This is a genomic window from Mycobacterium sp. 852002-10029_SCH5224772, assembly GCF_001667315.1.
Lineage (GTDB): Bacteria > Actinomycetota > Actinomycetes > Mycobacteriales > Mycobacteriaceae > Mycobacterium.
The window spans coordinates 45,632-58,200 of the sequence record NZ_LZHT01000110.1 but is presented as its reverse complement, the minus strand read 5'-3'; the positions used below and the strand labels follow the sequence as shown (position 1 = coordinate 58,200).

The window sequence follows — 12,569 nt, the reverse complement described above, 5'->3', positions numbered from 1 at the left end:
TCGATGGTACGAGTGGGAACCCTGTTACTAGAGTGGTGATATTGAATCGTGAGGCAATTGCGACCAGGACTGTGATCCCGGATCCCGGATCCCGGATCCCGGACACCGCGACGGCCGTGAATAAACGGCCGAGGCTCTCCCTGGCCTCGCCAAATGGGTTAGGGCCTCGCGGTCGGATACCCTAAGCAACCGATGACAGCTCGTTTCGATCTTTTCGTCGTCGGCTCTGGATTCTTCGGACTGACCATTGCCGAGCGCGTGGCTACCCAGCTCGGGAAGCGTGTACTCGTCGTGGACCGCCGCCCGCACATCGGCGGCAACGCCTATTCAGAAGCCGAGCCGGCCACCGGCATCGAGGTGCACAAGTACGGCGCGCACCTGTTCCACACCTCTAACAAGAGGGTGTGGGATTACGTGCGGCAGTTCACCGACTTCACCGACTACCGACACCGGGTGTTCGCCATGCACAACGGGCAGGCCTACCAGTTCCCGATGGGGCTGGGCCTGGTGTCGCAGTTCTTCGGCAAGTACTTCACGCCCGACGAAGCGCGCAAGCTCATCGCCGAGCAGGCCGCCGAGATCGACACCGCCGACGCGCAGAACCTCGAGGAGAAGGCGATCTCGCTGATCGGCCGCCCGCTCTACGAGGCCTTCGTCAAGGGCTACACCGCCAAGCAGTGGCAGACCGACCCCAAGGAGCTGCCGGCCGCCAACATCACCCGGCTGCCGGTGCGCTACACCTTCGACAACCGCTACTTCAGCGACACCTACGAGGGCCTGCCCGTCGACGGTTACACGGCCTGGCTGCAGAACATGGCCGCCGACGACCGCATCGAGGTCAGGCTGGACACCGACTGGTTCGACGTGCGCGACCAACTGCGTGCGGACAGCCCCGAGGCGCCGGTCGTCTACACCGGCCCACTGGACCGCTACTTCGACTACGCCGAGGGCCGGCTGGGCTGGCGCACCCTCGACTTCGAGCTGGAAGTGCTCCCCATCGGGGATTTCCAGGGCACGCCGGTGATGAACTACAACGACCCCGACGTCCCCTACACCCGCATCCACGAGTTCCGTCACTTTCACACCGAGCGCGACTATCCGGTCGACAAGACCGTGATCATGCGTGAGTACTCGCGGTTCGCCGAGGACGAGGACGAGCCCTATTACCCGATCAACACCGAGGCCGACCGCGCCGTGCTGGCCGCCTATCGGGCCAGGGCCAAGTCCGAAACCGCTTCGTCGCAGGTACTTTTCGGCGGGCGGCTGGGCACCTACCAGTATCTGGATATGCACATGGCCATCGCGAGCGCACTGAGCATGTACGACAACGTCCTCGCGCCGCACCTGCGCGATGGCGCATCCCTGTCGGAAGCCCAGAACAAGGAGGAAGGCGCGCGATGACCGCCGTGAGCTTGTTGTCCCGAATCATCCTGCCGCGTCCCGGCGAGCCGCTCGACGTGCGCAAGCTGTATCTGGAGGAGTCGACGACCAACGCCCGGCGAGCCCACGCGATGAGCCGCACCTCGCTGGAGATCGGCAAAGAGTCCGAGGTGTCGTTCGCCACCTACTTCAACGCGTTCCCCGCCAGCTATTGGCGGCGCTGGTCCATTTGCACGTCGGTGGTGTTACGGGCGGAGCTCACCGGAACCGGACGCGTCGACGTGTACCGGACGAAGGCCACCGGTGTGCGGATCTCGGTGGAGGGCCGCCAATTCGTCGGCACCGACGAGCAGCCGGCCATTGTCGAGATCGAGGTGGCGCTCAAACCGTTCGAGGACGGCGGGTGGATCTGGTTCGACATCACCACCGACAGCGCGGTCAACTTGGTGAGCGGAGGCTGGTATGCGACCGAGCCCGCCCCGGTTCCGGCCAACATCGCCGTCGGAATCCCCACCTTCAATCGCCCCGCCGACTGCGTCAACGCCCTGGCCGACCTCACCGCGGATCCCTTGGTGGACGAAGTGATTGGCGCGGTGATCGTCCCGGACCAGGGGGTGCGCAAGGTGCGCGATCACCCGGACTTCCCGGCGGCGGCCGCGGGCCTGGGCGATCGGCTGTCGATCCACGACCAGCCCAATCTGGGCGGTTCCGGCGGCTACAGCCGGGTCATGTACGAGGCGCTGAAAAACACCGACTGCCAACAGATCCTGTTCATGGACGACGACATCCGCATCGAGCCGGACTCGATCCTGCGGGTGCTGGCGATGCACCGGTTCGCCAAGTCGCCGATGCTCGTCGGCGGTCAGATGCTCAATCTGCAGGAGCCGTCGCACCTGCACATCATGGGCGAGGTCGTCAACCAGTCGAACTTCATGTGGACCGCCGCGCCGCACGCCGAGTACGACCACGACTTCGCCGAATTCCCGTTGAGCGACAAGAACTCCCGAAGCGCGCTGCTGCACCGTCGCATCGACGTCGACTTCAACGGCTGGTGGACGTGCATGATCCCGCGGCAGGTCGCCGAGGAGCTGGGCCAGCCGCTGCCGCTGTTCATCAAATGGGACGACGCCGAATACGGTCTGCGCGCCGGCGAGCACGGATATCCGACCGTCACGCTGCCCGGCGCGGCGATCTGGCACATGGCCTGGAGCGACAAGGACGACGCCATCGACTGGCAGGCCTACTTCCACTTGCGCAACCGGCTGGTGGTGGCCGCGCTGCACTGGGACGGCGACATCACCGGGCTGGTTCGCAGCCATCTCAAGGCGACGCTGAAACACCTTGCCTGCCTTGAGTATTCGACAGTGGCAATCCAGAACCAGGCCATCGAAGATTTCCTCGCCGGGCCAGAGCACATCTTCTCTATCCTGGAATCCGCTCTGCCGGAAGTGCATCGGCTGCGCAAGGAGTACCCGGACGCGGTGGTGTTGCCGGCGGCGAGCGAACTGCCGCAGCCGCGCTACCAAAGCAAGGCGATGAACCCGCCGGTCAACCCGGTGTCGATCGGCTACCGGCTGGCCCGCGGAATCCTGCACAACGCGACCAAGGCGAAACCCGAATCCCACAGCCGGCCCGAGTACAACGTGGCGACCCAGGATGCGCGCTGGTTCCGGCTGTGCACGGTCGACGGCGTGACGGTCACGACGGCCGACGGGTGCGGCGTGGTCTACCGGCAGCGGGACCGGCGAAAGATGTTCTCGCTGTTGTTCAAGTCGCTGCGCCGTCAGCGCCAGCTGCTCGGCCGGTTCGACGAGATGCGCACGGTGTACCGCGACGCGCTGCCGGTGTTGTCCAGCAAGCAGAAGTGGGAGACGGCGTTGCTGCCAGCTGCAGAACATGCCTGAGGCCTCTCCCGCAGAAGCCCCGCGCGGTGAAGTGGCCGCGCTCGTCGCCGTCCAGGCGGCGCTGGGCAATCGCCCCGGTGTGCTGCCGGTGGCGCGCGCACTGTCCCACTTCGGCGAGCACAGCATCGGCTGGGTGGCCGTGGCCCTGCTCGGCGCGGTCCTGTCGCCTAAGCGGCGCCGGGAATGGCTGGTCGCCGGCGCCGGAGCGTTCGCCGCTCACGCCGCCGCGGTGATCGTCAAGCGGATCGTGCGGCGCAAGCGGCCGCATGATCCCGCCGTCGTGGTGAACGTCGGCACGCCCAGTCAGCTGAGTTTTCCGTCCGCCCATGCCACGTCCACCACGGCCGCCGCGATCCTGATGGGCCGGACCACCGGCCTGCCTCGAGGAGTATGCGCGGCGGTCCTGGTGCCGCCGATGGCGTTGTCGCGGATGCTGTTGGGCGTGCACTACCCCAGCGACGTGGCCTGCGGCATCGCCCTGGGTGCCGTCATCGCGGCGATCGCGCGCCGCGCAGGAGAGGTGTGGCTGAATGAGTGAGGACGTCGTGACCCGACCGCCGGGCAACCTGGTCACCGGGGTGATCAAGGCGATCCGGCCCCGGCAGTGGGTGAAGAACGTGTTGGTGCTGGCCGCACCGGTGGCCGGGCTGGGCAGCGGCATTCGGTACGACTACGGACAGATGCTCACCCAAGTGGGCTTGGCGTTCGTGGTGTTCAGCCTGGCGGCGTCGTCGATTTACCTGATCAACGATGTGCGCGATGTAGAGGCGGATCGCGAACACCCCACCAAGAGATTCCGTCCGATCGCCGCGGGTGTGGTGCCCGCCTGGCTGGCCTACGTCGTCGCGGTGCTGCTGGGCGTGGCCTCGCTGGGCATCGCGTGGACGGTGGCGCCGAACCTGGCGCTGGTGATGGCCGTCTACCTCGGCATGCAGCTGGCGTACTGCTTCGGCCTCAAACACCAAGCGGTGCTTGACATCTGCATCGTCTCCTCGGCGTATCTACTGCGCGCCATCGCGGGCGGTGTCGCTGCCAAAATCCCGCTGTCCCAATGGTTTTTGCTCTCGGCGGCGTTCGCGTCGCTGTTCATGGTGGCCGGCAAGCGCTATGCGGAATTGCAGCTTGCCGAGCGCACCGGCGCGGCGATCCGCAAATCGTTGGAGAGCTACACCAGTACTTACCTGCGATTCGTGTGGACGCTGTCGGCCACCGCGGTGGTGATGTGCTACGGCCTGTGGGCATTCGAACGCGGCCACCACTCGGGGTCCTGGTACGCGGTGTCCATGGTCCCGTTCACCATCGCGATCCTGCGCTACGCGGTGGACGTGGACGGCGGGCTGGCCGGGGAGCCCGAAGACATCGCGCTGCGGGACCGCGTGCTGCAGCTGCTGTTCATGGCGTGGATCGCAACAGTGGGAGCCGCTGTTGCCTTCGGTTAGCCCCGAACTACAGGCGCTCAAAGCGCGCATGATGCGCAGCCGGCCGGTGATCAGGCGGCCCGGCTGGCCGGTGTTCCCATACACCGCCATGGTGCGGGTCAGCCTGTGGATCAGCGTCGCGGTGGTCGCCGTCCTGTTCACCTGGGGCGCCTGGCAGCGGCGGTGGATCGCCGACGATGGCCTCATCGTGTTGCGCACGGTCCGCAATCTGCTCGCCGGCAACGGACCGGTTTTCAACCAGGGCGAGCGGGTCGAGGCCAACACCTCCACCGCCTGGACGTACCTGATGTACGTCGGCAGCTGGGTCGGCGGCCCGCTGCGCATGGAATACGTGGCTTTGGCTCTGGCGCTGGTGCTTTCGGTGCTCGGTGTGGCGCTGCTGATGCTGGGCGCCGCGCGCTTGTATGCGCCCAGCCTGCGCGGCCGCCGGGCGATCATGTTGCCTGCCGGGGCGCTGGTTTACATCGCGCTGCCGCCGGCGCGTGACTTCGCCACCTCCGGCCTGGAAAGCGGTTTGGCGCTGGCCTACCTCGGGCTGCTGTGGTGGATGATGGTCTGCTGGGCGCAGCCGGTGCGTAACCGCCCGGATAAGAAGGTGTTCGTCGGCGCGCTGGCGTTCGTCGCCGGCTTCAGCGTCCTGGTTCGTCCCGAGCTGGCCCTCATGGGTGGGCTGGCGCTGATCATGATGCTGGTCGCCGCCCGCACCTGGCGGCGCCGCGCGCTGATCGTGGTGGCGGGCGGTTTGCTGCCGGTCGCCTACGAGATCTTCCGGATGGGCTACTACGGGCTGCTCGTGCCCGGGACCGCCCTGGCCAAGGACGCGGCCGGGGACAAGTGGTCCCAGGGCATGATCTATCTCTCGAACTTCGATGCCCCGTACGCGGTGTGGATACCTGTGGTGCTGCTCGTGCCGCTGGGCGTGTTGCTGTTCGCTGCCCGGCGACGGCCGTCATTCCTGCGCCCTGCGCTGGCGCCCGACTACGGCCGGCTGGCCCGGGCGGTGCACAGCCCGGCGGCGGTGGTGGCGTGGGTCCTGATCAGTGGGCTGCTGCAGGCCCTGTACTGGATTCGGCAGGGCGGCGACTTCATGCACGCGCGGGTGCTGCTGGCGCCGGTGTTCTGCTTGCTGGCCCCGGTGGCCGCCGTCCCGGTCATCGTCCCCGACGGCCAGGACTATTCGCGCGAGACCGGCAACTGGGTGGCCGGCGCGGCGGGCGCGTTGTGGCTGGGGGTGGCCGGCTGGGCGCTGTGGGCGGCGAATTCCCCCGGCATGGGCGATGACGCCACCCACGTCACCTACTCGGGGATCGTCGACGAACGCCGCTTCTATGCCCAGGCCACCGGCCATGCGCATCCACTGACCGCCGCGGATTACCTGGGTTATCCGCGGATGGCGGCCATCCTGACGGCCCTGAACAACACCCCCGACGGCGCGTTGTTGCTGCCGTCGGGTAACTACATCCAATGGGACCTGGTGCCGATGGCCCAGCCGCCGCCCGGTGCCGCCCCCGACAACCCCCCGCAAAAGCCGCAGCACGCGGTGTTTTTCACCAACCTCGGCATGGTGGGCATGAACGTCGGGCTCGACGTCCGGGTCATCGATCAGATCGGCTTGGCAAACCCGCTGGCGCAACACACCGAGCGGCTGAAGCACGGCCGCATCGGGCATGACAAAAACCTCTTCCCGGACTGGGTGATCGCCGACGGCCCCTGGGTGAAGGTGTATCCCGGAATTCCGGGCTACCTGGACGCGCAGTGGGTCGCCGAGGCCGTCTCGGCGCTGAAATGCCCCGACACCCAGGCGATGCTCGGCTCGGTGCGCGCGCCGATGACGCCGCACCGATTCCTGTCCAACGTGCTGCACTCCTTCCAATTCACCAAGTACCGGATCGACCGCGTGCCGCTCTACGAACTCGCCCGGTGTGGGCTACCGATACCCGAACAAGTTCCACCGCCGCCTCGCGAGTAAGCGCTGCGCAGAAGAAATTTCGGCAGATCTCGCACCAATCACGGCCGGGCGGCTGCGAAAAAATGGCAGCAACATCACATTTGGCCCCTTACCAGCTGGCAATGGCGGTCAAGCACATGCGCGAACATCGCCTCTTCTACACATGTTTGACATGAAAACCGCTGGGTAGGTGGGCCGCTCGACGGTTCGGGGGCCCGCCTCGATGCGAATGAATGGGGCAAGGTGTGGTTGACTACACGGGCACTCCTGCGCTTCGCGCGGCGACGATGCGGGCCGACGATGGCCTGAGGAGGAGCCGTGCAATTGAGTACGCGTAGGTAGTTCGACCCAATCAAGAAAGCGCCCGATCGGACGAATGCGCCGGGAGGCCGCAAGAAGGATGAGGAAGCAAGGATGACGCTTGTCGACAGATTGCGCGGCGCCGTGGCGGGTATGCCGCGCCGGCTCGTGGTGGGGGCCGCCAGCGCGGCGCTGCTTACGGGCCTGATTGGCGCCGTCGGGGGCTCGGCGACCGCCGGGGCCTTCTCGCGCCCGGGTCTGCCGGTGGAATACCTGCAGGTTCCGTCCGCCGGGATGGGCCGCGACATCAAGATTCAGTTCCAAAGCGGTGGCGCCAACTCGCCGGCGTTGTACCTGCTCGACGGTATGCGTGCGCAGGACGACTTCAACGGCTGGGACATCAACACCCCGGCGTTCGAGTGGTACAACCAGTCGGGCATCTCGGTTGCCATGCCGGTGGGCGGCCAGTCCAGCTTCTACTCCGACTGGTACAAGCCCGCCTGCGGTAAGGCCGGCTGCACCACCTACAAGTGGGAGACCTTCCTGACCAGCGAGCTGCCGGCGTACCTGCAGAGCGAGAAGCAGGTCAAGCCGACCGGCAGCGCCGTGGTCGGTCTGTCGATGGCGGGCTCGTCGGCGCTGATCCTCGCCGCCTACCACCCGCAGCAGTTCGTCTACGCCGGCTCGCTGTCGGCGCTGCTGGACCCGTCCCAGGGCATGGGCCCGTCGCTGATCGGTCTGGCCATGGGTGACGCCGGTGGCTACAAGGCTGCCGACATGTGGGGGCCGAAGGAAGACCCGGCCTGGGCGCGCAACGACCCCTCGCTTCAGGTCGGCAAGCTCGTCGCCAACAACACCCGCATCTGGGTCTACTGCGGTAACGGCAAGCCGTCCGACCTCGGTGGCGACAACCTGCCCGCGAAGTTCCTCGAGGGCTTCGTGCGAACCAGCAACCTGAAGTTCCAAGAGGCCTACAACGGCGCCGGTGGGCACAACGCCTTCTGGAACTTCGACGCCAACGGCACCCACGACTGGCCCTACTGGGGCGCGCAGTTGCAGGCGATGAAGCCTGACATGCAGTCGGTTCTGGGCGCCACCCCGGGCGCAGGCCCGGCCACGGCCTCGGCCGCCAGTAACGGCACCGGCACCGGCCAGGGCACCTAAAACACACCAAGCGTTGCGGCTCGCGGCGGGAATCCTTCGGGGTTCCCGCCGTTAGTCGTTTGCGGCGTGTGTGACCTGTTTCACTACCCGGCGAGCGCCGATCCCGAGCCGCTGGCTAATGTGCACTCAGCGACTACACGATGGAGGGTGACATGACGGTCGTGCGGGGTGTGCCAACGGTTGTTCGGGCGTTCTGTTTTGCCGCGCTAGCGGTCGGGTTGGCCTTGGTGCTGCCGATGGCCGGGACCGCCGGAAAGGCCAGGGCCGCGGGCTACGAAAACCTGATGGTTCCGTCGGCGGCGATGGGCCGCGACATCCCGGTGGCCTTCCTCGCCGGTGGCCCGCACGCGGTGTACCTGCTGGACGCCTTCAATGCGGCGCCCGATGTGAGCAACTGGGTCACCGCCGGCAATGCGATGAACACGCTGGGCGGCAAGGGCATCTCGGTGGTGGCGCCGGCCGGCGGCGCCTTCAGCATGTACACCAACTGGGAGCAGGACGGCAGCAAGCAGTGGGACACCTTCCTGTCCAGCGAGCTGCCCGACTGGCTGGCCGCCAACAAGGGCCTCGCGCCGGGTGGCCATGCCGCCGTCGGCGCCTCGCAGGGTGGCTACGGCGCGATGGCGCTGGCCGCCTTCCATCCCGACCGCTTCGGTTTCGCGGGCTCGCTGTCGGGGTTCCTGTACCCGTCGAGCACCAACTACAACGGCGCCATCCTGGCCGGGCTGCAGCAGTTCGGCGGCGTGGACGGCAACGGCATGTGGGGGGCACCGCAGTTGGGCCGGTGGAAGTGGCACGACCCCTACGTACACGCGTCGCTGCTGGCGCAGAACAACACCCGGGTGTGGGTCTACAGCCCGACGAACATGGGCGGTGACGACGCCGCGATGATCGGCCAGGCGGCCGCGGCGATGGGCAGTTCCCGCGAGTTCAACCAGCAGTACCGCAGCAACGGCGGGCACAACGGGCACTTCGACTTCCCCGCCGGCGGCGACAACGGCTGGGGCTCGTGGTCGGGGCAATTGGGGGCCATGTCGGGCGACATCGTCGGCGCCATTCGCTAGTCAGCCCCGCTCGGGCGAGCCGGTACCGTGTAGGAGTGCAGCAAGGGTCGGGGGGCGCTTGCCCGGATTCAAGCTGCGATCCATCCACTCTGCTGGCAGGAGAACATGGCTAACAGCGCCCGGCGCAAGCGCCGCCGCACCCTCGCCTGGGTTGCCGCCCTTTCGGTCGCCGGCGTCGTCTTGTTGGTCATCGTGGGCGTCGTCACCGTGCTGCGCGGGCGCGAGTCGCAGCCGAGCGCGGTGCCGCCCGGGGTCTTGCCGCCGTCGTCGACGACGTCGCACCCGCACAAGCCGCGGCCCGCCTCCCAGGACGCCTCCTGTCCCGACGTGCTGCTGGTCAACGTTCCCGGCACGTGGGAGTCCGCGCCGCAGGACGATCCGGTCAATCCGCTGCAATTTCCGAATGCGTTGCTGCACAAGGTGACCGCGAGCATCACCCAGGATTTCCCCGCGTCACGTGTGCAGGCGTACACCACCCCGTACACCGCCCAGTTCCATAATCCGTTGAGCGGCGACACGCAGATGTCCTACAACGCCAGCCGGGCCGAGGGCACCCGCGCCACCGTCCAAGCGATGACCGACATGAACACCAAGTGCCCGCTGACCAGCTACGTGCTGATGGGCTTTTCTCAGGGCGCGGTGATCATGGGCGATATCGCCAGCGATATCGGCAATGGCCGCGGCCCCGTCGACGAAGACCTGGTGTTGGGTGTGACGTTGATCGCTGACGGGCGTCGCCAGCTCGGGGTCGGCAACGACATCGGGCCCAACCCGCCGGGCCAGGGCGCCGAGGTCACGTTGCACGAGGTGCCCATCCTGTCCGGGATGGGCCTCACCATGACCGGTGCGCGCCCGGGTGGCTTCGGCGACCTCAACGGCAGGACCAACGAGATCTGCGCGCCGGGCGACCTCATCTGCGCCGCGCCGGAGGAGGCCTTCAGCATCGCCAACCTGCCGAGCACGTTGAACACGTTGGCAGGCGGCGCCGCTCAACCGGTCCACGCGCTGTACGCGACGACGCAGTGCTGGAGCGTCGACGGGGCCCCCGCGTCCGATTGGACGTTGAACTGGGCTCACGGGCTGATTGCAAATGCGCCACAACCGAAACACGGATGATTGGTGCGGTGGGACACAGGCTTTAGGTGGCGGTTGCCGGTGGCTTTCAGCGGTACCTTGTGATTTGGTCTGCCGTGGGGCAGGCCCGTAACATTAAGAGGAATTTAAGAGCTACCAGACTGTATCGCGGACCCGGGGCGGGTCGCTGCCGGCTGGGACTGGCAGGTGACCGGTGATACCCAGCGGGTGCCGTGCGACATGTAACGGTCTGCGGTAGCCGACCAGAGGCTAGAGAACGAAACGTCGGCGGAGCCGACCAGATAACAGGTGTGACAGGAGCGCGGCATGGTGTACCACAACCCGTTCATCGTGAATGGAAAGATCAAGTTCCCGGACAACACGAACCTGGTCAAGCACGTTGAGAAGTGGGCAAAGGTTCGTGGCGACAAGCTCGCCTATCGGTTCCTGGACTTCTCCACCGAGCGCGACGGCGTCGCCTGCGACATCTCCTGGTCGGAGTTCAGCGCCCGCAACCGCGCCGTGGGCGCCCGGCTGCAGCAGGTCACGCAGCCCGACGACCGCATCGCCGTACTCTGCCCGCAGAACCTGGACTACCTTGTCGCCCTCTTCGGCGTGCTGTACTCCGGCCGCATCGCAGTGCCGCTGTTCGACCCGAGCGAGCCCGGCCACGTCGGCCGCCTGCACGCCGTGCTCGACGACTGCACCCCGTCGACCATCCTGACCACCACCGAGGCCGCCGAGGGCGTCCGCAAGTTCATCCGCGCCCGGTCGGCCAAGGAGCGCCCCCGCGTCATCGCCGTCGACGCGGTGCCCAACGAGGTCGCATCGACCTGGGAGCCGCCGGAGGCCGACGAGAACACCATCGCCTACCTGCAGTACACCTCCGGCTCCACCCGCACCCCGACCGGCGTGGCGATCACCCACCTGAACCTGCCCACCAATGTGCTGCAGGTGCTCAACGGCCTGGAAGGCAAGGAGGCAGACCGCGGCCTGTCCTGGCTGCCGTTCTTCCACGACATGGGGCTGATCACCGCGCTGCTGTCGCCGGTGATCGGTCACAACTTCACCTTCATGACCCCGGCCGCCTTCGTCCGCCGGCCCGGCCGGTGGATCCGCGAGATGGCGCGCAAGCCCGAGGATGCCCCGGACTGCGAGGTCATCACCGTCGCGCCGAACTTCGCGTTCGAGCACGCCGCCGTGCGCGGGGTGCCCAAGGACGGCGAGCCGCCGCTGGACCTGAGCAACGTCAAGGCGATCCTGAACGGCAGCGAGCCGGTGTCCCCGGCGTCGATGCGCAAGTTCTACGACGCGTTCTCGCCCTACGGTCTGCGCGAGACCGCGATCAAGCCGTCCTACGGACTGGCCGAGGCGACGCTGTTCGTCTCGACCACGCCGATGGACGAGACCCCCACCGTCATCCACGTCGACCGTGACGAGCTGAACAACCAGCGCTTCGTCGAGGTGCCCGCCGATTCGCCGAAGGCCGTTCCGCAGGTTTCCGCCGGCATCATCGGCGTGGACGAGTGGGCCGTCATCGTCGACCCGGAGACCGCCAGCGAGCTGCCCGACGGTCAGATCGGCGAGATCTGGCTGCACGGTAACAACCTGGGCATCGGCTACTGGGGCAAGGAAGAGGAGACCAACGACGTCTTCCGCAACATCCTCAAGTCGCGGATCAGCCAGTCCCACGCCGAGGGTGCCCCCGACGACGGCATGTGGGTCAAGACCGGCGACTACGGCACCTACCACAACGGCCACCTCTATATCGCGGGCCGGATCAAGGACCTGGTCATCATCGACGGCCGCAACCACTACCCGCAGGACCTCGAGTACTCGGCGCAGGAAGCCAGCAAGGCGCTGCGCACCGGTTACGTGGCCGCCTTCTCGGTGCCGGCCAACCAGCTGCCGAAGGAAGTGTTCGACAACCCGCACACCGGCCTCAAGTACGACCCGGACGACGGGTCCGAGCAGCTGGTGATCGTCGCCGAGCGCGCCGCGGGGTCGCACAAGCTGGACTACCAGCCCATCGCCGACGACATCCGGGCGGCCATCGCCGTGCGCCACGGTGTCACGGTCCGCGACCTGTTGTTGGTGCAGTCCGGGACCATCCCGCGTACCTCCAGCGGCAAGATCGGGCACCGCGCGTGCCGCTCCGCCTACCTCGACGGCAGTCTGCGAAGCGGTGTCGGATCTCCGACGGCCTTCGCAAATTCAACTGACTGAGCTGTAGGACCATGGCTGACACTGATCACCCCGAAGACACCGATCCCGTAAACACCACCCCGGACCCCGG

The 12,569-nt window shown here is 67.0% G+C and carries 9 protein-coding genes; all 9 read left to right on the top strand.

Translation table 11 applies throughout. From position 1 onward, the window contains the following. Positions 1 to 192: 192 nt before the first annotated feature. Complete coding sequence (glf, locus tag A5775_RS19670; protein ID WP_067256080.1) at positions 193 to 1,401, top strand: UDP-galactopyranose mutase; 1,209 nt, start codon at positions 193 to 195, stop codon at positions 1,399 to 1,401. Beyond that, entirely contained in the window at positions 1,398 to 3,284 is a 1,887-nt protein-coding gene (locus A5775_RS19665) for a glycosyltransferase (protein ID WP_067256078.1), read from the top strand. The genes glf and A5775_RS19665 overlap by 4 nt, the downstream gene beginning before the upstream one ends. Then, positions 3,277 to 3,822 carry a phosphatase PAP2 family protein gene (locus A5775_RS19660; protein WP_067256075.1) on the top strand — a complete coding sequence of 182 codons (546 nt, stop codon included), beginning with the start codon at positions 3,277 to 3,279 and terminating at the stop codon, positions 3,820 to 3,822. The genes A5775_RS19665 and A5775_RS19660 overlap by 8 nt, the downstream gene beginning before the upstream one ends. Next, on the top strand, positions 3,815 to 4,723 hold the full coding sequence (locus A5775_RS19655) for a decaprenyl-phosphate phosphoribosyltransferase (protein WP_067256073.1): 909 nt from the start codon (positions 3,815 to 3,817) through the stop codon (positions 4,721 to 4,723). Before A5775_RS19660 ends, A5775_RS19655 begins: the two co-directional genes overlap by 8 nt. Then, positions 4,710 to 6,692 (top strand): terminal beta-(1->2)-arabinofuranosyltransferase, encoded by a 1,983-nt coding sequence (gene aftB, locus A5775_RS19650; protein WP_304441529.1) that lies wholly within the window; start codon positions 4,710 to 4,712, stop codon positions 6,690 to 6,692. Before A5775_RS19655 ends, aftB begins: the two co-directional genes overlap by 14 nt. A 393-nt stretch (positions 6,693 to 7,085) precedes the next feature. After that, on the top strand, positions 7,086 to 8,135 hold the full coding sequence (gene ag85A, locus A5775_RS19645; RefSeq protein ID WP_067256069.1) for a diacylglycerol acyltransferase/mycolyltransferase Ag85A: 1,050 nt from the start codon (positions 7,086 to 7,088) through the stop codon (positions 8,133 to 8,135). A 152-nt stretch (positions 8,136 to 8,287) separates the two neighbouring features. Then, entirely contained in the window at positions 8,288 to 9,199 is a 912-nt protein-coding gene (locus tag A5775_RS19640; protein ID WP_369827894.1) for an esterase family protein, read from the top strand. Positions 9,200 to 9,304: 105 nt separating this feature from the next. Next, the gene (locus A5775_RS19635; protein ID WP_067256067.1) at positions 9,305 to 10,315 is read left to right on the top strand and encodes a cutinase family protein; all 1,011 of its coding nucleotides are present in this window, start codon (positions 9,305 to 9,307) and stop codon (positions 10,313 to 10,315) included. Positions 10,316 to 10,600: 285 nt separating this feature from the next. Further along, positions 10,601 to 12,499, top strand: coding sequence for a long-chain-fatty-acid--AMP ligase FadD32 (gene fadD32 / locus A5775_RS19630; RefSeq protein WP_067256065.1), 1,899 nt, complete (start codon positions 10,601 to 10,603; stop codon positions 12,497 to 12,499). Positions 12,500 to 12,569 lie beyond the last annotated feature (70 nt).